At 35.7% G+C, this 23,471-nt stretch carries 20 protein-coding genes; 14 read left to right on the top strand and 6 right to left on the bottom strand.

The features are described 5' to 3' along the window. Positions 1-25 precede the first annotated feature (25 nt). Together BLR30_RS01860 and BLR30_RS01855 are read right to left on the bottom strand one after the other, a co-directional pair. Positions 26-1,504: a trehalase family glycosidase gene (locus tag BLR30_RS01860; protein WP_089853855.1), complete on the bottom strand. Its 1,479-nt coding sequence runs from the start codon at positions 1,502-1,504 to the stop codon at positions 26-28. Then, entirely contained in the window at positions 1,505-2,734 is a 1,230-nt protein-coding gene (locus BLR30_RS01855) for an MFS transporter (protein WP_089853852.1), read from the bottom strand. A 125-nt stretch (positions 2,735-2,859) separates the two neighbouring features. Between BLR30_RS01855 and BLR30_RS01850 the strand changes: the two genes are divergently transcribed. After that, positions 2,860-3,765, top strand: a complete 906-nt coding sequence (locus BLR30_RS01850; RefSeq protein WP_089853848.1) for an AraC family transcriptional regulator — start codon at positions 2,860-2,862, stop codon at positions 3,763-3,765. Between the two features lie 91 nt (positions 3,766-3,856). Then, on the top strand, positions 3,857-4,147 hold the full coding sequence (locus BLR30_RS01845) for a DUF3892 domain-containing protein (protein ID WP_089853845.1): 291 nt from the start codon (positions 3,857-3,859) through the stop codon (positions 4,145-4,147). A gap of 102 nt (positions 4,148-4,249) precedes the next feature. Here the strand turns inward: BLR30_RS01845 and BLR30_RS01840 are convergent, their stop codons facing one another. Next, positions 4,250-4,804, bottom strand: coding sequence for a thioredoxin family protein (locus BLR30_RS01840; RefSeq protein ID WP_089853842.1), 555 nt, complete (start codon positions 4,802-4,804; stop codon positions 4,250-4,252). A 287-nt stretch (positions 4,805-5,091) separates the two neighbouring features. On the opposite strand from BLR30_RS01840, the gene BLR30_RS01835 reads away from it, so the two are divergent. The 4 genes from BLR30_RS01835 (at position 5,092) to BLR30_RS01820 (ending at position 12,218) form a co-directional block, all read left to right on the top strand. Next, positions 5,092-5,688, top strand: coding sequence for a TetR/AcrR family transcriptional regulator (locus BLR30_RS01835; protein ID WP_089853839.1), 597 nt, complete (start codon positions 5,092-5,094; stop codon positions 5,686-5,688). A 304-nt stretch (positions 5,689-5,992) separates the two neighbouring features. Continuing rightward, positions 5,993-7,153: an efflux RND transporter periplasmic adaptor subunit gene (locus tag BLR30_RS01830; RefSeq protein WP_089853836.1), complete on the top strand. Its 1,161-nt coding sequence runs from the start codon at positions 5,993-5,995 to the stop codon at positions 7,151-7,153. A 217-nt stretch (positions 7,154-7,370) separates the two neighbouring features. Beyond that, a complete protein-coding gene (locus tag BLR30_RS01825; RefSeq protein WP_089853833.1) occupies positions 7,371-10,553 on the top strand; it encodes an efflux RND transporter permease subunit in 3,183 nt (1,060 codons plus the stop codon). A gap of 252 nt (positions 10,554-10,805) precedes the next feature. Beyond that, positions 10,806-12,218, top strand: coding sequence for an efflux transporter outer membrane subunit (locus tag BLR30_RS01820; RefSeq protein ID WP_089853830.1), 1,413 nt, complete (start codon positions 10,806-10,808; stop codon positions 12,216-12,218). Positions 12,219-12,454: 236 nt separating this feature from the next. Here the strand turns inward: BLR30_RS01820 and miaA are convergent, their stop codons facing one another. Next, positions 12,455-13,375 (bottom strand): tRNA (adenosine(37)-N6)-dimethylallyltransferase MiaA, encoded by a 921-nt coding sequence (gene miaA / locus BLR30_RS01815; protein WP_089853827.1) that lies wholly within the window; start codon positions 13,373-13,375, stop codon positions 12,455-12,457. Positions 13,376-13,601: 226 nt separating this feature from the next. Here miaA and BLR30_RS01810 point away from each other — a divergent pair, with 226 nt between their 5' ends. The 3 genes from BLR30_RS01810 (at position 13,602) to nadA (ending at position 16,251) form a co-directional block, all read left to right on the top strand. Continuing rightward, positions 13,602-14,459, top strand: coding sequence for a YicC/YloC family endoribonuclease (locus tag BLR30_RS01810; protein ID WP_089853824.1), 858 nt, complete (start codon positions 13,602-13,604; stop codon positions 14,457-14,459). An 88-nt stretch (positions 14,460-14,547) separates the two neighbouring features. Then, positions 14,548-15,111: a guanylate kinase gene (gmk, locus tag BLR30_RS01805; protein ID WP_089853821.1), complete on the top strand. Its 564-nt coding sequence runs from the start codon at positions 14,548-14,550 to the stop codon at positions 15,109-15,111. A gap of 120 nt (positions 15,112-15,231) precedes the next feature. Further along, a complete protein-coding gene (gene nadA / locus BLR30_RS01800) occupies positions 15,232-16,251 on the top strand; it encodes a quinolinate synthase NadA (RefSeq protein ID WP_089853819.1) in 1,020 nt (339 codons plus the stop codon). A gap of 32 nt (positions 16,252-16,283) precedes the next feature. Here the strand turns inward: nadA and BLR30_RS17640 are convergent, their stop codons facing one another. Together BLR30_RS17640 and BLR30_RS01795 are read right to left on the bottom strand one after the other, a co-directional pair. After that, positions 16,284-16,454: a bacteriocin-like protein gene (locus tag BLR30_RS17640; RefSeq protein WP_175443580.1), complete on the bottom strand. Its 171-nt coding sequence runs from the start codon at positions 16,452-16,454 to the stop codon at positions 16,284-16,286. A gap of 16 nt (positions 16,455-16,470) precedes the next feature. Next, complete coding sequence (locus tag BLR30_RS01795; protein ID WP_089853816.1) at positions 16,471-16,683, bottom strand: hypothetical protein; 213 nt, start codon at positions 16,681-16,683, stop codon at positions 16,471-16,473. A gap of 317 nt (positions 16,684-17,000) precedes the next feature. On the opposite strand from BLR30_RS01795, the gene thrA reads away from it, so the two are divergent. Genes thrA through BLR30_RS01770 form a run of 5 tightly spaced genes read left to right on the top strand, consistent with a single transcriptional unit; the run spans position 17,001 to position 23,470 of the window. Continuing rightward, positions 17,001-19,451 carry a bifunctional aspartate kinase/homoserine dehydrogenase I gene (thrA, locus tag BLR30_RS01790; RefSeq protein WP_089853813.1) on the top strand — a complete coding sequence of 817 codons (2,451 nt, stop codon included), beginning with the start codon at positions 17,001-17,003 and terminating at the stop codon, positions 19,449-19,451. A gap of 10 nt (positions 19,452-19,461) precedes the next feature. Next, on the top strand, positions 19,462-20,385 hold the full coding sequence (locus BLR30_RS01785; protein ID WP_089853810.1) for a homoserine kinase: 924 nt from the start codon (positions 19,462-19,464) through the stop codon (positions 20,383-20,385). 9 nt (positions 20,386-20,394) lie between these two features. Next, positions 20,395-21,708, top strand: a complete 1,314-nt coding sequence (gene thrC, locus BLR30_RS01780) for a threonine synthase (protein ID WP_089853807.1) — start codon at positions 20,395-20,397, stop codon at positions 21,706-21,708. After that, on the top strand, positions 21,701-22,069 hold the full coding sequence (gene folB / locus BLR30_RS01775; RefSeq protein ID WP_089853804.1) for a dihydroneopterin aldolase: 369 nt from the start codon (positions 21,701-21,703) through the stop codon (positions 22,067-22,069). The genes thrC and folB overlap by 8 nt, the downstream gene beginning before the upstream one ends. Before the next feature lie 36 nt (positions 22,070-22,105). Next, positions 22,106-23,470, top strand: coding sequence for a DUF4403 family protein (locus BLR30_RS01770; RefSeq protein WP_089853801.1), 1,365 nt, complete (start codon positions 22,106-22,108; stop codon positions 23,468-23,470). Position 23,471: the final 1 nt, after the last annotated feature.

Below are 23,471 nucleotides of genomic sequence, written 5' to 3'. Positions count from 1 at the left end.
CCAAATGATTTTTATAGTTATTTTTTTAGTTGTTTTTTAATATGAGATAAACGCCATTAGTCCATCCGAATCCATCCTGGTTAGGGTATTCTCCGCCTCCAGCAATGGTTTCCGTATCTACGGCATTATATTTTTCCATTAATTTTCCTGTATTATGATAAACTCTTTCTACATTCGCACACCAATTATTTTTAATTCTTTCAGCGATATCATCAAAACCGTAATTTTTCATCGCTTTAAAGCCAAGCCATTGATAAGGCGCCCATGCGTTGGGAAAATCCCACTGTTGGCCGGTATTCTTTGTCGTCGTTACCAATCCTCCCGTAAAAAGAAACTTCTGCTCAATATGTTCTGCAACAGATTTCGCCTGCTCCGGTGATGCTAAACCAAGAAATAAAGGATAAAGAGCAGCAATATGTTCAGACGAAGTTGTTGTGTTTTTTTTTGTGTGATAATCTTTATATATCCCGGAATTTTGATCCCAGAAATACTTGTTTATCATTTGTCTTCGGCTTGCTGCTCTTCCAGAATAATAATCTTCCTTTTCAGCGATATTCTGAAGTTTTGAAGATTTTGCCAATGTTTTTTCCAGATGCCACAGAAGGCAATTAAGATCAACTTCTGTAAGATTTAATATTTCAATAGTCTGTATTTTTTCTCCGTCTGCAAACCATCTGCTGGAAAAATCCCAACCCGATTCGCAGGCGCTCCTGATATTTCTGTAAAATTCTTCGCCTGCATTTTCCTTGTCTTCAATATCAATTAAATAACTTTCAGGACGCGGCTCGTTCTCTGCATCATAATACCTATTTAGAATATCTCCATCAATGGTCTTTACCACTCTTTTTATACTTTTCCCTTTTTCAAGTTTTTCGATCCCGTTCATCCAGAATGCATATTCTTTTTCCAGTGTATCATGATATCTGACATAAATATTTTCTTCTTGCGTTGTTTCACACAGCAAATCGAGCATCAAAGAGAAATAAGGAGGCTGGGAACGGCTTAAAAAATGAGTCCGGCTACCATTTGGGACAAATCCGAAATTCTGAATCAGATAAGAGCAGTTTTCAATAATATTTTCCATCATTTCCACTCTTCCGCAAACCTTCAGTCCCAACATAATAAAATAGCTGTCCCAGTAAAAAAATTCATTAAAACGGCCACCAGGAACTATATAAGGTTTCGGAAGCTTCAGTAAAGTACCTTTTTCTTCATAGGATGTTCTGGTCAGCTCATCCCAAAGTTTTTCGATATGTTCATCAATAGGCAAAAGGGTTTCTCTTTGGATTGAAATTTTAGTGCTCAAAAAGTCGAAGTTTGATAACACAAATTCTTTCAGATTAAATCCATTCAACTTTTTCTGATTTTCATATTCCGTATTGATTTGTCTAACCGGAAACAGCGGAACGGCATCAGTCATCATCTTCTGATCTTCAAAAATCTTCGATCGCTGAACATCATCAAAAAGTGACTGAATATCTTCTATATATAATTGTTTGTTCATTTATTTTTTAGGATTTATTTTTAGGTGATTCATAATAATTGCTGAAACAATCAACAATGAAAGCGGAATTAATGAAAGGTAAAATGCTTGTTGACCACTAAATTCCTGAAATACAAAGCCTGTAATGATGGAGCCTATCGTTCCGCCAATTGCGGAGAAAACAACGATGAGACCCGACATGGCACTATGCAAATATTTCGGAATTGATGCCAGAATCACTGAATTGATACTTGGATAAATCGGTGCCAGCAACCCACCCATTAATGGAAATAAGTACACCACGAGCGGAGCATTCAGCCAGGTTGCATGGGTGTCAATATGAATATTTTTTGTCAACGGTAAGACCAGTAAAATACTTATCGCGAATCCCACCACACAAAAAGAGACAACATAAATCCAGCTGAATTTCTTCGAGAAAAATCCGGATAAAAATCTTCCCAACGCAAAGGCCCCCGCCAAAACAGCTCCCGCCTGGATGCTCATGGAAGTCGGAACTTTTAGAATTTCTTTGTAAAAAGTAGGAGTCCATGTCTGGAAGCTTTGTTCAACTAAAACAAAAAGGAAAGCGCATAATAAAAAGAACAATACTTTTTTATAGCTGAAAAGACCTACACTATTTCTCAAATCGCCAAGCAGATCTGTTTTTTCACTTTTTGCCTCGTGCTCGTCTAATTTTGTAAAGAATAAAAACAGGAAAGAAAGCGCGGAAATTCCTCCCAAGACCCAATATACATTCAGCCAATGGGTTGATCTTGGATTATGGTCATCTATAAATAAGCTGAATAAAACATTTCCCATTAATACGCCAATCATGAAAAAACCTTCCAGATAACCCATAAAGCTTGAATGTTCCTTATCTGTATCCGTCACCAATCCGATGGAGGTGAAAACAGAAATTTTAATTAAAGCGAAAGAAATTCCGACGATGGTAAATAATACTTTAAAAAACCAGAAATCGTTGGCAAAAGGCATCACAAAACACATACAGCTCACCAGAAGTAAAGCTGTCAGCATTGACCTTTTGATCCCTATTTTGGGTAAAAACGAAGCTAAAATGAATGAACAAATGGCAATCGGTAAATCTTTAAAACCTTCCAGAACACTTGCTCCGGATTTCGAAATTCCGAAGTTTTGCTGTACCTGCAAAATCACTGTTCCAACCGAATTCAAAAGAATCGCAAAAACAAAATAATTTAGAAATAAAACCGCCTTAATATTGAAATTTTTCATTCAGTAAATTTTCCTTTCGGCTAATATAGAGGCATTTGGGTTAACAGTAATTTAACACAGTAAATGAATATTTGAACTATATTAATATAATTAGTATTTTTATCTCATATAATACAATTAAAATAATGAAAGTTACTTTTGAAAGGGTGATTCCTGATGAAAAAAGCTCTTTTTGCATAATTCACAACAATTCCCCTGTTTCTCAATTAAAATGGGAATATCATTATCACCCCGAAATTGAACTTGTCTGTGTGCTCTCCGGTAACGGAACACGACATGTGGGCTATCATGAGAGCAATTATACAGATGGCGATCTGGTGCTGATTGGCTCCAATATTCCACATTCAGGATTCGGACTGAATTCTATTGATCCGCATGAAGAAATTGTACTTCAGTTTAAAGAAGAAATTTTGCAATTTCCTCAAGAGGAAGTTGAGGCAAGATCGATTAAAAACCTTTTAGAACTCTCGAAATATGGGATCTACTTTCACAATAAAATAAAAAAAGTAATGCTCCCAAGATTACAACTGATGCTGGAGTCTGAAGGTTATAAAAGATATCTGTTGCTCCTCGAAATTCTCTTTGATCTCTCAAAATGTGACGATTATGATCTTTTAAATAAAGAAATCATGCCTTATACGATCATTTCAAAAAATAAGACACGCCTGGAAAATATATTTACTTATGTAGAAAACCATTATGATGAGGAAATTGACATTGAAGAGGTAGCAAAGCTGGCCAATCTTACCCTGCCTGCCTTTTGTAATTTTTTCAAAAAGGCGACGCAGATTACATTTACAGAATTTGTCAACAGATACCGCATCAATAAAGCCTGTTTGATGATGGCTCAGGACAAAAGTATTTCGGAGTGCAGCTACAGTTGTGGTTTTAATAATGTAACTTATTTTAACCGGATTTTTAAAAAATATACGACAAAAACTCCTTCAGAGTTTATGAAAAATTTTTCGCACAATAAAGTGAATGTAGATCTGAAGATTGAAAATGAAGTGAAGATCAGGACTGGTTTTTAAAAACTTTTCATTTATGGAAAACCGTAAGGATTAAGATTATTAATAAATTATTTTCGTAATTAAATTATTAACAATCTTAAATTACAAAATTATGACAATTAGAATTACATGTATTAACAAAGACAATGGATATCACGAAAATCCTAATTTAGCAATTTCCCACTTAGGTTGGATAAATGAACAAACCAGAGAAACAGGAAAAAATACTCGATTAGAAATATACGACTGGATTAAATATAAAAATGGATATGCATATGTTAAAGATACCTTTGGTAACGAAGCAAAGGTCATCACCGCAGAAACTTATAATGGAACTAAATATTTAAAAACAGAGGCAGACAACTCGACAAAAAATAATTTATTATCACTTCCTGAATGTTAATAAAATCATAGCTAAAATTAAAGCTGTTCAAAAAAATGAACAGCTTTTAATATAACTTAAGTGCAGACAATCAATCGACAGCCCGCAACAATCAATCAAAAATTACTTCCATTTAATATTGCAACCCATGCTTGGTCTTTGAATTTCCTCCTGTGGCTCACCACCCAAAAGGTTTTCAAAAGCAATAATTAAATCTTCCCCGGTTACATCCTTATGATTTCCCGGTCTTGAATCATCCATCTGACCTCTGTAAATGAGATCCAATTTTTCATCAAAAAAGAAAAAATCTGGTGTGCAGGCTGCGTCATAAGCTTTTGCGATGGCTTGGCTTTCATCATATAAATAAGGAAAATCGAATTTTCTTTCAATCTGGAATTCGATCATTTTTTCCGGTGAATCAGCAGGATATTTTTCTACGTCATTAGAATTGATGGCAATAAATTCGATTCCTCTTTCATTATAGTCTTCATACAACTCGGTTAATTTATCAATCACATGAAGAACGAACGGACAATGGTTGCACATAAAGATTACCAACGTTCCTTTCTCTCCTTTAAGGTCATCTAATGACTGAATTTCGTTGCTTCTTGAAGGGTTCGGCAACTCAAAAAAAGGTGCTTTTGTACCCAGTTCTATCATATTTGAAGGAGTATTCATAAACTTTTTATTTAGGCACAAAGATAAAGATTTCTTTCATTATATAAATAAGGAAAATGGATGCGGGAAGTTGGAAGTTATTAATTGAGCATGGCTATAAACCTCATTAATTTTTACAATAATTAAAAAATCAACTTCTCATAATAAGTTTCAGCTTCCATTATTAAGACATCGAATAAAATTGTAAGACTTTCCAAAACCTTTCATTAAAAGTTAAATTCAAAAATTTGTTTGGAAGTTATGTTCAAAAGTTTGTAGTTTTGCTAACACTGTTAGAAACAAAAATCATGGGTTTACATGAACGCCGTCAAAGAGAAAAAGAAAACGTACGTGCCAGTATTCTGGATGCGGCTTTTTCTTTGGCTAAAACCGAAGGCTGGGCATCACTTTCCATGAGAAAAATTGCTGATGCCATTGAATACAGTGCGCCGGTAGTCTATGACCACTTTGAAAACAAAGAAGCTATTTTATATGAAATTTCACTGAATGGATTTCATTGTCTGCACATTGAACTGCTAAAAGCTCAAAATGCATACGACGAACCCGAAGATCAGCTGAAAGCTATCGTAGACGCTTACTGGAAGTTTGCATTTAAAAATAAAGAGTATTACCAACTGATGTTTGGATTGGGAATGCAGTGCAGCGGAAAGGGAATGATGAAAGAAGAATTTTCTTCGTTTCAGGATATGCTTTACGAATCTACATATAAAATTATTAAGAAAAACGGATCAAAAATAGAAAATGCATGCCATATGTCTCACGCTTTATTTTCAGCGGTACATGGTCTAATCTCAATTATGATGATGCGTAACGATGACATTCCTTCTACGATGAACAAAACGACCTTAGACGAAACAGTTTCTGCTTTCATTAAGTCTTTATAAATTTTTTTTGAACTAAATATTAACACCGTTAGGAATATTAACAAGTGATTTAATTGTTTATTAAACAAGATCGATATTAAAAGGAAATAAATTCATTAATTATTAACACTGTTAGAAAATATAACACATATTAATTTCATCACACTTAAATAAAATTTAGCATCATGGAAACAACTATCTAAACCCAGTATTAAAATTCTATTTTTTTTCACCAGTCATTAACACTGTTAGGAAATATAACGGAATTTAAATTAAAAAAACAATATTATTTAAATTAACACTACATTAAAAATTTAAACTCAAAATGAAAATATTTGGAAAGACTAGGATTATTGTACTTATGGCAAGTATTATCCTTTTACAAAACTGCACGAAGGCAGCAGAAGGAGCAAATGCTGCTCCACCTCCTCCAGCGTTGCCGGTATATACTGTAATCACTTCTCCTGCTACCGTCTATCAGGAATTCCCGACAGCTTTGGAAGGGAAAAACAATGTAGAGATCAGATCTCAGGTTGATGGATATTTAGATAAAATTTATGTAGAAGAAGGTGCTTATGTAAGAGCGGGACAGCCTTTATTCAAAATAGATTCAAGAAGTTACGGAGAGCAAATGAATATGGCAAGCGCTAATCTTCAGGTTGCCAACGCCAACATTCAGAAAGCCAAAGTTGAGGTCGACAGATTAGAACCTCTGGTTGCTGCAAAAGTAGTTTCAGATGTACAATTGAGAACTGCAAAAGCAAATTACGCAGCCGCAGTAGCAGCCGCTTCACAGGCAAGAGCTTCTGTTGGAAATGCAAAAATCAACGTAGGATTTACAACCATTACAGCACCGGTAAGTGGTTATATCGGAAGAATTCCTTATAAAAAAGGAAGTCTGATCTCAAGAACAGATCCCAATCCGTTGACTCTATTATCTGATATCAGCGAAATCTATGCGTATTTTTCTTTAAGCGAACTGGATTTCATTGCTTTCCAGAATAAATATCCGGGAGCCACTTTAAATGAAAAACTGAAAAATATGCCTTTGGTAGATTTGGTCATCGCAGACAACAGCACATATCCTGAAAAAGGAAGAATGAGCATTGTTGACGGACAATTTGATAAAACTACCGGAGCCATCAGTGTTCGTGCAGTATTCCCGAATGCCAACGGAGTATTGAGAACCGGAAATACAGGTAGAGTTCGTATGCCTCAGCTATTTGACAAAACTTTGGTTATTCCACAAGAATCTACTTATGAAATTCAGGATAAAACTTACGTTTATGTAGTCGGAAAAGATAAAAAAGTAACTGGAAAACCTGTGAAAATTTCAGGGAAAACAGATAGTTATTATTTTATTTCTGAAGGACTTTCTGTAGGAGATAAAATCGTATTTACAGGAATCGGTGCATTGAAAGACGGAGTTGCTATTCAGCCAAAAGCTATTTCTTCTGATAGTTTGCTTAAAGCAAGACCTTTATAAACTGTTTAACTTTTTTAACCACAAAAGTCACAAAAGCTTTTTAAACACATTAGTCACATGAAGTTTAAATCATTGATTATAATAAGAACACATAAGTCTAAGAAAATCTTTTGATTTTCATTTGTGAACTTTAATAATCTTAAAAAATTAAATATAATCTTTTGTTCCTTTTGTGGTAAAAAACATTGTTTAAACGACATTAAAAAATAAACTTCTTATGTTAAAACAATTTATAGAAAGACCGGTACTTTCAACGGTTATTTCCATTATACTTTTATTATTGGGTGCTTTGTCGCTCTTTAATTTACCCATCGCCCTCTTTCCGGATATTGCGCCGCCAAGCGTTCAGGTGACGGCTTTCTATCCGGGAGCGAATGCGGAAGTTGTCGCCCGTTCGGTAGCAACCCCGATTGAAGAGGCAGTAAACGGAGTGGAAAACATGACCTATATGACTTCCAACTCGAGTAATGACGGTACCATGACGCTGAGCGTATTTTTCAAGCAGGGATCTGATCCCGATAATGCCGCGGTAAACGTTCAGAACCGTGTATCGAAAGCGATGAGCCAGCTTCCACAGGAAGTTGTACAGGCGGGAATTTCGACGCAAAAAGTACAGAACAGTATGATTATGTTTATGGGATTAACCAGTAATGATCCTAAACAATACGATGAACTTTTCTTACAAAACTATCTAAAAATCAACATCATTCCACAGATACAGCGTATTCCGGGGGTTGCTCAGGCGCAGGTTTTCGGAACGAGAGATTATTCCATGAGACTCTGGCTGAAACCGGACAGATTAGCAGCCAACAACCTTTCTCCACAGGAAGTTTTGAACGCTGTAAGAGATCACAACCTGGAAGCTGCTCCCGGACGTTTGGGACAGGGAAGTAAGGAAACTTACGAATATATTTTAAAGTATAAAGGTAAATTAAATAAGAACGAAGACTATGAAAATATTGCTATCAAAGCCAACAGCGATGGATCTTTCCTGAGACTGAAAGACGTGGCAAGAGTAGAATTCGGTTCCTATACTTATACTGCAGCCAACAGAGTTGACGGAAAACCGGTTTCAGGTTTTGCGATTATGCAGACGGCGGGATCTAATGCAAACGAAATCTTAACTGAAATTGAAAAGCAAGTGGATCAGTTTAAGACAACCCTTCCAAAAGGTGTTGAGCCGATCATCATGTACAACTCGAAAGACTTTTTGGATGCTTCCATTCATCAGGTTGTTGAGACGTTGGTCATTGCATTTATCCTGGTATTTATCGTCGTATATATTTTCCTTCAGGATTTCAGATCAACTTTAATTCCTGCGATTGCCGTTCCGGTAGCGATTATCGGTACATTCTTCTTCCTTCAGTTATTTGGATTCAGTATTAATATGTTAACCTTGTTCGCTTTGGTGCTCGCCATCGGTATTGTGGTGGATGACGCTATCGTTGTGGTGGAAGCCGTTCACTCCAAAATGGAACGTACAGGAATGCCAGTTGAACACGCTACGATGAGTTCAATGAGCGAAATTTCCGGAGCGATTATTTCCATTACATTGGTTATGTGTGCCGTATTTATTCCGGTTGGCTTTATGCAGGGTCCTGCGGGAGTTTTCTACAGACAGTTTGCCTTTACATTGGCCATTGCGATCATGATTTCTGCGGTTAATGCATTAACATTAAGTCCTGCTTTATGTGCCATGTTCTTAAATGACCCTCAGGGTGAGCACGGAGAACACGGTAAAAAAACAGGTTTCGGAGCAAGATTCTTTAATGCCTTTAATACCAGTTTTAATAATTTAACTAAAAAATACATTTACAGCCTTAAGTTTTTAATTAAAAACAAATGGGTAGCCGTAGGAGGACTGGTATTAATTACTGCTGCAAGTATTTTCTTAATTAAAAAAGCACCATCAGGATTTATTCCTACGGAAGACCAGGGATTTATTTTGTATGCGGTGAATACACCTCCGGGAAGTTCATTGGATAGAACGCACAGAGCGACTGAACAAATTGATAAAATTATCAACGGTGAAAAAGCGAAAAATCACCTTTGGGTGGCAGACGGTCTGAATTTTATCAGTAACGCCAACGCCTCTCCTTACTCTGCCGGTTTTATTAAATTAAAAGATCACGATCAGCGTGGTGAAGTAACCGATCCGGATCAGATTGCAGCGGGATTAACAGGAAAAGTTTCCCAGGTAAAAGATGCGAGTGCATTCTTCTTCAACTTCCCAACGGTTCAGGGATTTGGTAACGTTTCCGGTTTTGAATTTATGCTTCAGGATAAAACCAACGGTTCTTTGGAAAATTTAGGAACAACAACACAAGCCTTCATCGGAGAATTGATGAAACGTCCGGAAATTGCATTTGCTTTCACAACGTATGCAGCCGGAAACCCACAATTTACGATTGAGGTTGATAATGATAAAGCCAATCAGCTTGGAGTTTCTATCACAGAATTGATGCAGACGATGCAGATTTATTACGGAAGTAGTTTTGTTTCAGATTTCAACAGATTCGGAAAATACTACAGAGTAATGGCTCAGGCAGATATTCCTTACAGAACAGATGCCAATTCTTTGGAAGGAATTTATGTTAAAAATAAATCAGGCGAAATGGTTCCTGTGAAAACATTAGTGACTTTAAAAAGGAGTTTTGGACCTGAAACGGTGACCAGAAATAATCTGTTCAACGCCGTGACAATTAATGGAACACCCAAACCAGGTTACAGTACCGGAGATGCAATTAAAGCAGTAGAAGAAGTTGCAGAAAAATCATTACCAAGAGGTTTCGGTTATGAATGGACAGGGATTACCCGTGAAGAAATCAAAACAAGCGGACAGACAGCGTTTATCTTTATGTTAAGTATTTTGTTTGTGTACTTCTTGTTGGCAGCTCAGTATGAAAGTTATATTCTTCCGTTTGCGGTTATTTTAACTATTCCAACAGGGATTTTTGGGGTATTTGCCTTCACGGGATTGGCTGGAATTGATAATAATATTTATGTTCAGGTTGGTTTAATCATGCTCGTCGGATTATTAGCGAAAAACGCGATTCTGATTGTAGAATTTGCCGTACAAAGAAGAAATGCAGGAAGATCATTACTTGAATCTGCGCTTCAGGCTTCAAGACTACGTTTAAGACCGATCTTAATGACATCATTCGCATTCATTGTAGGAATGTTACCGCTTGTATTTACACAAGGAGCTTCTGCGAAAGGAAATCACTCCATCGGATTCAGTACCGTTGGCGGAATGTTGACAGGAGTTGTATTCGGGATTTTTATTATTCCGGTTATGTTTGTGATCTTCCAGTATTTACATGAAAAAATGCCGAGCAGAAAAAAGAAAAGACTTCAAAGACAAAAACTGGAGGCAGAACTTTTAGCAACTACTCATTAATAAAAAATGAATTACAAACTTTGAGAGATTTGATTTAACCACAAAAGTCAAAAAGGCTTTACACTTAAATTATTTGAAGTTTAAAATTTGAAATAATCATCTGTGAAAATCCGTGAAATCTGTGGCAAACAAAAAATAGAGAAGCAAACTATTCAAACTATATCATATAAAAAGCAAAGCATTTTCTCATAGTAAAGACACTTTGCAACCATAACTCTCAAAGTTTTGTATTCAATTTAAAATTAAAAACTTATGAAAAAAGTAAAAAATATCATCATCACTTTTGGACTGGCTTTAGCTTCGGTCTCCTGTGTGTCCAAACTGGCATACACGGAACCTGAGCTTGAGCTGCCCGAAACGTTCAAATATACAGCAACAGCAGATACTGCAAGCGTTGCCAACCTGGAATGGAGACAGTTTTTCAGCGATCCAATGTTGCAAACATTGATTGAAAAAGGAATTAAAAACAACTACGATTTGCAAATTGCCTTAAAGCAGGTTGCTTCTTCACAGGAAAAACTAAAACAGGCAAAATATCTTCAGTATCCTGATGTTGGTTTTGGCGTTGCTGCACAGATTTCAAAGCCTTCGAAAAACAGCATGAACGGTCAAAGCTTAAACTTATTTTTAGGAAAAAGCTATGTTGAAGATTATAATGCAGCATTCAATTTGTCTTGGGAAGCCGACATTTGGGGCAAAATCAAAAATCAGCAGGAAGTTTCCAGAATGCAGTACCTGCAGACTTATGAAGCTACAAAAGCAATTCAGACACAGGTTGTTGCAGCGATTGCTCAGGGATATTATAATTTATTAATGCTTGATAAACAATTGCAGATTGCAAATTCAAATTTAGAATTAAGCACAAGCACACTTTCTTTGACAGAAAAATTATGGAAAAGCGGTGATACAACATCTTTGGGAGTTCAACAGGCAACAGCTCAGAAGCAATCTACAGAACTTCTGATTACCCAGCTGGAGCAAAATATTGCGATCCAGGAAAATGCATTGAGTATTTTGATCGGAGAAAATCCGGGAAAAATCAGCAGAACGATTGAAATGTCCGAAACTTCTTTACCACAGGATATTTCCGCAGGACTTCCAGCAGCAATGGTGAGTCGTCGTCCGGATGTTCGTCAGCAGGAATTGGTTTTATTGGAATCAAATTCAATAGTGGGAATTGCTCAGGCAAATATGTATCCTTCATTGAAAATTACAGCTAACGGCGGTGTAAATTCATTTAAAATTGATAACTGGTTCCAGATTCCGGCTTCATTGTTCGGATCTGTTTTAGGAGGAATCACTCAGCCAATTTTCCAGAAAAGACAATTGAAAACGGATCTTAATGTTGCTAAAATTCAGAGAGAGAAAAACGTTCTGGCGTTCCGACAGTCTGTTTTGAATGCTGTTGGTGAAGTTTCTGACGCTTTGGTTTCTAATGAAAGCCTAAAGGTTCAGGAACAGAAAGCAAGTGAACAAGTTGCAACCTTAAAAGATGGAATTAAAAGTGCCGAAATGCTTTACAAAGGCGGAATGGCAAACTATTTAGAAGTAATAACCGCTCAGGGAAATTCTCTACAGGCAGAACTTAATTTGGCATCCGTAAAAAGACAGAGATTAAGCAGTATTGTAGACTTGTACCGGGCGTTAGGAGGCGGTTGGAAGTAGTAAATTTAATTATATTGTTAATGAAATGCGATCTTTCGGGATCGCATTTTTTTGTTTAAACTAAACTTTTTAACCACTTCTACTGTCATTCTGAACGAAACAAAGTGGAGTGAAGAATCTATAAATTATTTGTAGAGATTCTTCCTTCGTCAGAATGACAATCAGCAATTCTTTACACCACAATATTTCCAAAAATCTGTGCAGATCTGTGAAATCTGTGGGAAAATAAAAAAAAATCAATTCAAAATTTCTTTACTAATATAATCAATCAACCCATCAAAATCCTCCTGCGAATACCCCAAAGGCAAATAATGAATATCATCCGCTTTCCGATACCAGGTCAACTGGCGTTTTGCGTATCTCCGACTGTTTTTCTTAATTTCCGAAACGGCAAAATCCAAATCCCATTCGCCATCAAAATATTTGAATAGTTCAGTGTAACCAACCGTATTTAAAGCCGTTAGATGTTTAAATTTCTCTAAAATTTTTGCTTCTTCCAGCAACCCTTTTTCCATCATCATATCTACTCTCCGGTTGATTCGGTCATACAATTCTTCTCTTGGCGCTTCAATTCCGATTCGGATGGTATTAAAATCTCTTGAATCTTGTGAAACCGCAATTTGTTCAGAATATTTTTTATTGGTTTGCCAGATAACATCAATCGCTCTTAAAAGTCTTCTGTGATTATGGAAATCTACTACCGCAAAATATTCAGGGTCGAGTTCATTTAAGATTTCCTGAAGCTTCTCAATCCCTTCATTTTCAAAAATTTCATTTAATTTTTTCTGGTTTTCTTCATCAGCTTCCGGCAAATCATTTAAGCCCTCAATCACGGCTTTTTCATACATCATACTTCCGCCAACCAAAATGACCGTATCGTGATTTTCAAAAAGTTCATTGAGTTTTTTTAAAGCATCTTCCTCGTATTGCCCTATCGAATAATATTCTTCAACCGAAAGGTTTCCGATAAAATGATGAGGTGCTTCTGCCAATTCTTCCTCTGACGGTGAAGCTGTTCCGATTTTCATTTCTTTAAAAAACTGCCGCGAATCACAGGAAATAATTTCTGTATTGAAATGTTTAGCCAAATCAATAGCGAGTCTCGTTTTACCGATTCCGGTGGGTCCTACAACAGAGATCAAATTTTTCTTTTTCACGGTGCTAATTTACGGAAATTTGATTTTTTATTGTAACCGCAAAAGTTACAAAAGAAAATTTTGAAAACAGTTAGATTGGCAAAAGTTCAAAAAAGCAGAATGAAAAATTTTGTAAACTTTTGAACATCTAAAGCACGCTGAAAATCTTTTGTGGTTTTTGCGGTAAAAATGGAATATAGTTAATACATACACTTAAATGTTTATCTTTGTACAACAATAAAAAACTATGATTTTATCAATGACCGGCTTCGGTAGAGCCGAAGGTGTTTTTGAAGGAAAAAAAGTTACCATAGATATTAAATCTCTGAACAGCAAAAGCTTTGATTTGAATATTAAAATTCCTTTGCGTTATAAAGAAAAAGAGTTTGAAATCAGGAAAATTCTCAACGACAGAATCATCCGTGGAAAAGTAGACTGCTACATTAATCTTGAGAATCTTGAAGAGTCTACCGATGTGAAGATTAATAAAAATTTAATTGATTCTTACATCAGCGAACTTCGTCACATTGCTGCAGACGGGCCTGATTTTGAATACCTTAAAATGGCAGTAAGACTTCCTGATGCGATTACATCAAGACCCGATGAGCTGTCGGAAGGAGAATGGGAAGCATTGGCAAAAATTGTAAGCGCCGCTCTTAACCGTTTTGAAGAATTCAGAAAGACAGAAGGTAAAATTCTTCACGAAGAGCTTGAAAGAAATTTACAGAATATTGAGAGAAACCTTTCTGAAGTTATACCTTTTGAAGAAGAAAGAATTGTTGCGGTAAAAGAACGTTATCAAAAATCTTTGAAAGAATTTGAAAATGTGGATGAAACCAGATTCTATCAGGAAATGGCTTATTTCACAGAAAAGCTTGACATTTCTGAAGAGAAAGTAAGGCTTGCGCAACACCTTAAATATTATAAAGAGGTAATGGATAACGAAGATTTCAACGGAAAGAAGCTTGGATTTATTTCTCAGGAAATCGGTCGTGAAATCAATACCTTAGGATCAAAGGCCAATCATGCACAGATCCAGAAACTGGTAGTGATGATGAAAGATGATCTGGAAAAAATTAAAGAACAGACGTTAAACGTTTTGTAAAAGTTATAAGTTATTAACGATGAGTTATGAGTTGTTTTGCATCTTTTAATAACTCATCATTCATAACTCATCATTCATAACTAAAACAATGAATAAAGTTATCATATTTTCAGCACCGTCGGGAAGTGGAAAAACTACACTCGTAAAACATTCTCTTGAGGTATTTAATGAATTGCAGTTCTCGATTTCCTGTACCACGCGACAGCCGAGAGGAAGTGAAATTCATACAGTGGATTATCATTTTTTAAGCCCTGATGAATTCAGGCAGAAAATTGCAGAAGATGCTTTCGTGGAATTTGAGGAGGTTTATACCGATAAATATTACGGAACATTAAAATCTGAAGTTGAAAAGATCTGGAATCAGGGAAAAGTTGTGATTTTTGATGTTGATGTGAAAGGCGGGATTTCTCTGAAAAAATATTTTGGCAATCAGGCTTTGTCGATTTTCATAGAACCTCCTTCCATTGAAGAGCTGGAACAAAGATTGATTTACAGAAATACAGACGATGCCGAAACGATAAAAATGCGTGTCGCAAAAGCAGAAGAAGAGATGTCTTATGCGAAAGATTTTGATAAAATCGTAATCAATTCCGATCTGAACGAAGCAAAAAGAGAAATAGAAAGTTTAATAAAAAATTTTATTGGGAATTAATTGGCTGGGAGCTTGAAGCTGGAGGATGAAAGTTTGATAATTGCATAAAATTCAAACATTTCAAATTCTAATTTCTAATTTCTAACTTCTAATTTCTAATTCTAAAACATTGAGGTTGATATGAGTACCGAAACATTAGAAAAAGCTAAATCTACAATTCCGGTAAAAGGATTTTTAGATATAAAAGATATAGCAATTCCTGAAGGGGAAGACTTAGTGAAAGCCATTCTTCAATTAAAGGAAGAAAAAAATGCAGTGATTCTGGCGCATTATTATCAGCCCGGAGAAATCCAGGATATCGCCGATTTTCTTGGAGATTCTCTGCAGCTGGCTAGACAGGCAAAGGATACGAATGCAGATATGATCGTATTCTGTGGTGTACATTTCATGGCTGAGGCTGCAAAAATTTTAAATCCTACCAAGAAAGTTGTTCTTCCGGATACATTGGCAGGATGTTCTCTGGCAGACGGATGTTCCGGAGAAGGTTTGAGGAAAATGCGTGAGCAGCACCCGAATGCTTTAGTAGCAACCTACATCAACTGCAATGCTGAAACAAAAGCAGAAAGTGATATTATCGTAACCAGTTCAAATGCTGAGACAGTGATTGAAGCACTTCCGAAAGACCGCCCGATTATTTTCGCACCGGACAAAAATCTGGGAAGATATTTGTCTCAGAAAACAGGACGTGACATGATTCTTTGGGACGGAAGCTGTATCGTTCACGAAGCTTTTTCCATGGAAAGAATTGCCAAACAATTAGCAGATAACCCGGACGCAAAATTGATCGCACACCCTGAAAGTGAGGAACCTGTTTTAAAGCTGGCTCATTTCATCGGCTCTACTTCTGCCCTTTTGAATTATGTTGAAAAAGATGATTGCCAGAAATTCATCATTGCAACCGAAGAAGGAATTCTGCACGAAATGAAAAAACGTGCGCCTCACAAAGAATTGATCCCTGCATTGGTTTTTGATGAAACCTGCAACTGCTCAGAGTGTTTCTACATGAAACGCAATACCATGGAAAAACTGTATTTGTGTATGAAATACGAGCTTCCTGAAATTATCATTGATGAAGAATTAAGGTTAAAAGCATTAAAACCTATTGAAGCAATGCTTGATCTTTCGAAAAGTATAAGATAAAACAAAGCACTGTTTTCGCAGTGCTTTTTTGTTTAAACCATTGGAGCATAACAGATTCCCCCTGAATTTCGCCAACAACCCCAGGAACCTCCGCCACGAAAACATATGTAAGCCTCACCACCGCAAGCCTCAATTTGAACTTGCGTGAAACCTCCCTGAATTTTTGTCTGCTCTTTTCTTGAAAGTTTTTTTAAATTTTTCATAGTAGTTTTATTTTAATTATAAATCAACCGTAATAGGAACAAAGCATTCTACATTTACAAGAACACAGTTTCTGCAAAACTCCGGAAGCGCCCAATATGCCTCGCAAGAATACGTATCAGTCGGACCAAAAGCACCTGTTGGACAACCATTACAATGCGAAATTGGCGGAACCGCTCCACCCATAATCTGTTCTAAATTTTTTCTGTTTAATTTTCTAAGCTCTTTCATAATAATTTGATTTAGTTAATGTTATAAATATAATCATATTTCTAATACTTCACATAATATTGAAAAAAATATTATTTCAAAAGTTTGTTATTTCAAAATAATTTGTACATTTGTTTTAGTAACAATGAATTTTTTAAGAAACATATCTCATATTTCTGCTCCGAATTTCTCAATTTCGGAAGGAAATTTTGTTTCTATTATTGCTACAACAACTACAACTACCCCATAACGGGGTACATTTTCACATATCATTCACAGCCGTGACTCTTTTTTCTGAAGAGTAAAATTTCATTTTTCCTAACTTAAAAATAAACATAATGAAAGTTTTAAAATTTGGCGGAACTTCTGTCGCCAATGCCCAAAATATATTGCTGGTCGAAGATATCATCAAGAAAGAATCGCTGAAAAACAGAATTGTTGTTGTAGTTTCTGCGCTTCATGGTGTAACCGATCAACTGATAAAAGCTGCAGAATCAGCTTCTCAACATGATGAAAATTATATTCAAACTATTAAAAACCTTGAAGAAAAGCATTTGGATTTAGTCAAAGAATTAATTCCCATTCTGGATCAAAGTTCATGGTTGAGTTTTGTTAAAAAACGGTTTAACGACCTCGAAGATCTCTGCAACGGAATTTTCGTATTGGGAGAATTTACCGATAGAATTAAAGACAAAATTACTTCTTACGGCGAATTTCTTTCATCAAATATTATTGCAGCAAGATTACAATTAAAAGGACTTGACGTAATATGGATGAATTCTGCTGAACAAATTCTTACAAACAGCAATTACACCAATGCAAAAGTTAATTTTGAAGCCACAGAAAATAATTTGCTAAAATGTTTAAATGAAAATAAAAATCAGATTATCATTGCTCCCGGGTTTATTGCCAGAGATGAAAAAAATAACTCCACAACATTGGGACGTGGCGGTTCAGATTACACTGCATCCATCATTGCTTCAGCCATCAATGCCGATGAACTTCAGATCTGGACTGATGTAAGCGGAATGATGACATCCGATCCGCGACTGGTTTCCAACGCAAAACCGATTCCTGAAATTTCGTACGCAGAAGCTATGGAACTTTCCCATTTTGGAGCAAAAGTTTTGTATCCTCCTACCATTCAGCCGGTCATGGTGAAGAATATTGATTTGAGGATTAAAAATACTTTTGAACCGGATGCATTCGGAACATTAATTTCTCACAAACTGGAAAAGCCCAACTTTGAAAATCAGCAGATTGCAGTCGGAATTTCAAATATGAGCAACATTGCTTTATTAACTTTAGAAGGAAGCGGAATGATTGGAATTCCAGGATTTTCCGCAAAATTATTTCAATGTCTAAGCCATGAAAAAGTGAATGTTATTCTCATTACGCAAAGTTCGTCTGAACATTCCATCACCGTTGCCATTCATGAAAAAGATGTTTTTAATGCAAAAAAGGCTATTAATTCTGCTTTTGAAGATGATTTAAAACTCAAAAGAATTGAGCCTGTAAAAATTGAAAATCATCTTTCGATTATTGCTTTGGTGGGTGAAAACATGAAAAGCAGAAGCGGAGTAAGTGCAAAAATGTTTGGCTGTTTAGGGAATAATGGCATTAATATTCGTGCGATTGCGCAAGGTTCTTCAGAGAAAAACATCAGCATTGTCATTTCAGAAAAAGATATTAAAAAAGCCGTAAATGTTTTACACGAAGAATTCTTCGAATCGGAAATAAAACAAGTTCATCTTTACATCTGCGGAACAGGAAACGTCGGAAAGAAATTAATTCAGCAAATCTATGATCAAAACGAATATCTTAAACAAAACCTTTTGATTAATTTAAGAATTGCAGGACTTTCCAACAGTCGCAGAATGATTTTCTCCGATAAAGGACATTCAGAGAATGAATATAAAGATTTTAATCAAAATGGTGAAGATACTTCTGCAGAAAAATTTGCTCAGGAAATTATCTCAAGAAATCTAAGAAACTCTGTTTTTGTAGATGTAACCGCAAGTTCAGAAGTTCCGGATATTTATGAAAAACTGCTAAAAAAGAGTATAAATATTGTGGCTTGTAATAAAATTGCAGCTTCTTCCGGTTTTGAAAATTATAAAAATTTAAAAAATATTGCCAGAAATCACAGCTGCAAATTTTTCTTTGAAACCAATGTCGGCGCCGGACTTCCTATCATCGGAACGATTAATGATATGATAAGAAGTGGTGACAAAATCACTTCTATCCAAGCGGTTTTGAGTGGAACTTTAAATTTTGTTTTCAACAATTATGACGGTAAAAAATCTTTTTCTGAAATTGTAGCACAGGCTCAAAATGAAGGTTATACAGAACCCGATCCGAGACTGGATCTGGCTGGAACCGACGTTGCCCGGAAAATTTTAATCCTGGCTAGAGAAGCCGGCTATCCTTTGGAATTTAATGAAATTGAAAATGAAAGTTTTCTTCCTCAAGAATGCATGAAAGGTAGCGTTGACGATTTTTACAATTCCCTTTCTAAACATGAAAATCATTTCAAAAATTTACTCGAAAAAGCAAAAAATGACGGAAAAATTTTAAAATATGTCGCTGAATTTAACAATGGAAAAGCAAAAGTCGGATTACAGCATATTGCGCCTGAAAGTGATCTTTTTCATTTATACGGAAAAGATAATATTGTGATTTTTAAAACATTGAGATATTCTGAACAGCCTTTGGTGGTAAAAGGTGCAGGAGCGGGCGCTGAAGTTACAGCAAGTGGAGTTTTTGCTGATATTGTTCGTTCTGTTTAAAAATTTAATTATGAAAAAAGTGAAATTACAAGTCCCTGCAACGGTTGCCAATTTGGTATGCGGATTCGATATTTTGGGAATGGCCATTCATGAACCGTATGATGAAATGGAAATCAAATTGTTGGAAACTCCTGAAATTATTATCAGACACATTGACAATTTTGGATTGCCGGAAGAGCCTTCCAAGAATGTTGCCGGCGTTGTTTTATTAAAAATTCAGGAGTATTTAAATCTGAAAAATGGTTTTGAAGTCACCATCAATAAAAAGATAAAACCGGGAAGCGGACTGGGATCAAGTGCGGCAAGTGCGGCCGGAGCAGCTGTCGGAGCCAATGAATTATTAGGAAATATTTTCACCGACGAAGAACTGGTTTACTTTGCAATGTTTGGTGAAAAACTCGCTTCCGGTGTGAAACATGCAGATAATATTGCACCTTGTATTTTTGGCGGAATAACTTTAGTTAAATCTTCAAATCCTGTTGATATTATTCCGTTGAGCTCTCCTGACTTATACGTGACGGCAGTTCATCCGCAGGTTGAGGTAAAAACTTCCGATGCAAGACAGATTTTGAAGAAAAATATTCTTTTGAAAGACGCGATTGAACAATGGGGAAATATTGCCGGATTGGTTGCCGGAATTCAAAAAAATGATTTCCAACTGATTGGGAGAAGTCTGAATGATGTAATTGTAGAACCGATCAGAAGTATTCTGATTCCGAAATTTAATGAAATCAAAGAAAAAAGTTTGGAATTGGGAGCTTTGGGCGGAGGAATTTCAGGTTCAGGACCATCGATTTTTATGCTTTCTGAAAAAGAAGAAATTTCACAGAAAATAGCAGAAATGATGAAATCTGTTTATGATGAAATCGATATTGAAAGTTTCGTGTATGTTTCAAAAATAAATCCGTCAGGAATTAAAATCATTGAAAATTAATTTAACCCAATGAAGTATTACAATTTAAAAAATAAAACAGAAGTTGTTGATTTTAAAACAGCTACCATAAAGGGACAGGGAAAAGACAAAGGTTTATTTTTCCCTGAATTCATTCCGCAATTCGATAAAGATTTTATTGAAAATTTACATCAATATTCCGATGAGGAAATTGCTTTTCAATGCATGAAAGATTTTGTCGGAGATGAAATTCCATCTGATATTTTAAAACAGATCGTTTCAGAAACCATCAATTTTGAAATTCCTCTGAAAAAAATTAATGAAAGCATTTATTCCTTAGAACTTTTTCATGGGCCGACGTTGGCTTTTAAAGATATCGGCGCAAGGTTTATGAGTCGTTGTCTTTCCTATTTCCTGAGAGATGAGAATAAAAAGGTAACGGTTTTAGTGGCCACTTCAGGAGATACCGGAGGTGCGGTTGCCAATGGATTTTATAAAACTGAAAATATTAATGTGGTCACTCTTTATCCTAAAAACAGGGTGAGTGAGGTTCAGGAAAAGCAATTGACAGCTCTTGGCGAAAATATTTCCGCACTGGAAGTTGACGGCAGTTTTGATGATTGTCAGCATCTGGTAAAACAGGCTTTTTCGGATGAAGAAATAAACTCAACCCTGTTTTTAACTTCGGCCAACTCTATCAATGTCGCGCGGTGGCTTCCTCAGCAGATTTATTATGTATTAGCTTTAAAACAATGGCAGAAATTAGAAAAAGAAAATCCTGTTATTTGCGTTCCCAGCGGAAATTTCGGGAATATTTGTGCGGGAATTCTGGCTCATTTCAGAGGACTTCCTGCCGAACATTTTGTTGCTGCCTGCAATGAAAATGATGTTTTTCCGCAATATTTGAAAACACAAAAATTAGAATCCAAAGAGACAGTCGCGACCCTTTCAAATGCGATGGATGTGGGAAACCCGAGTAATTTTGTGAGAATTTTGGAGCTTTTTGAAAATCAATTTCAGGGTTTAAAAAGTAAAATTTCAGGTTATTCTATCGATGATGAGAAAACTTTACAGACCATTAAAAATGTTTATGAAAAATATAATTATTTACTTGAACCTCACAGTGCGGTTGCTTACGCAGCCATAGAACAATATTTAAAAGACAATCCGGCTAAAAAAGGTTTTATTTTAGGAACAGCCCATCCTGTAAAATTTCCTGATGCCGTAGAAAAGGCAACGCACACGACAATCAACCTTCCTGAATCTTTAGAAAATTTAATGAAAAAGGAGAAAAAAAGTACCGAAATACAACCGGATTTTGCAGAATTAAAACGATTTTTGCTTAAAATTAAACAAGATGAGTAAAATATATCTTGAAGACGTAAAAATTTATGCCTATCACGGTGTTTTACCTGAAGAAAATACTATCGGGACATATTATATATTAAATCTGGAAATTCATACCGATCTCTGGAAAGCCGCGGAATCTGACGATTTGAATGACACGATAAGCTATACAGATATTAATGAGATTATTCATGATGAAATGAAAATCAAGTCCAAATTACTGGAGCATGTTGCCGGAAGAATTATTGCCAGTATTCATGAAAAATTTTCGCAGATTGATTATATTAAATTAAAAATTACCAAAACAGCTCCGCCAATGAAGGGCGAAATGAAAGGTGCAAGCATTGAACTTGAAAAAAGTTTCAAACCTGATAATTGATAAAATATTATTATTTTCGCTAAATAAAATTGAAGATTGAAATTTATTAAAATACTATTTCTTTTAGCTTTTATCAATATTTTCGCGCAGACGAATATTGATAACCCGGTTGCTAATTATAATTTCCCAAAGCTTAAATCCAGCATTACAATGCCGGTAACGATTCCGCTTTCGGAGATTAGTAATATGATTAATGCATCGGTGAAAGATCTCATTTATCAGGATGATTCTTATACCGACAACAACAACGATCAATTCAAAGTAAAAGTATGGAAAACGCGTCCTATAAGACTCGTAGGAGGTACCAACCAGAATATACTGATTGAAGTTCCTCTAAAAATATGGGCAGAAAAGGGAATCGGAACACTTGGTTTATATACTTATCAAAATACGACGTTTGAAACGGTAATGTCTTTCAATACTACAATCAGTTTAAAAAATAACTGGACAATAGTGACACAGACCAAGACCAACGGCTTCCGCTGGGTTACAAAACCTGTTTTGGATTTTGGAAGAGTACAGATTCCCATCACTTCTCTGGTAGAAAAAAGCCTGAAAGAGCAACAGGAAAAATTCTGTAAAGTCATTGATGAGCAAATGGCATCACAGCTGAATTTTCAGGAATATGCTGTCACTGCCTGGAATGCTTTTGCCAATCCGTTCAATATTTCGGAAGAGTTTAAAACCTGGCTTAAAATCACTCCGGTAAGCGTTCATATTACCCCTTTAAAATTTTACGGAAACCAGATCAATACCAGTCTGGGAATTGATATTTTCTCGGAAACTTACACCGGCAGCAAACCAGAATCTTCAGAACCCGTAAAGTCGGCTTCGGATTTTGTCTTTGTTCCCTCTGTAGCAGATCAGTTTTTGCTGCAGACAACCGCTAATGTTCCTTTCACAGAGGCAACCAATATTGCCAGGGATATGTTTTTGGATAAAGAATATGAAATCAGAGGATCTTCAGTTAAAATCAAGGATATAAAAGTCTATGGAATTGACGATCGTGTGATGATTGAAGCAGAAACAGAAGGCTACGTTAATGGAACGGCTTTTATTTCGGGAATTCCTGTTTATGATGATTTGAAAAAGAAAATTGTACTTTCTGATACAAAGTTTAAACTGAAAACTTCAAATATCTTACAAAAAACAGCGACACTGCTTTTCCGGGGAAGAATTATAAAAATGATAGAAGAAGAGTACGGAATTCCTACTCAGGATCTTGAAAACAGCTCAAAAAAAAGTATTGATGAAGCTTTTAATAAAGAATATTATAAGGGGCTAAAAATGAACGGTAAAGTTTTTAATTTAAAACCTACAAAAATTTTCATGAATCCTTCTGGAATCACCGCTTTGATCGACATCAATGCAACATTAAAACTAATGCTTAACGGATTATAAA

It is taken from the genome of Chryseobacterium taeanense (assembly GCF_900099685.1).
In the GTDB taxonomy this organism is placed as follows: Bacteria; Bacteroidota; Bacteroidia; order Flavobacteriales; family Weeksellaceae; genus Chryseobacterium; species Chryseobacterium taeanense.
The sequence above is the reverse complement of the archived record's forward strand: the minus strand, read 5'-3'. Positions and strand labels throughout refer to the sequence as shown.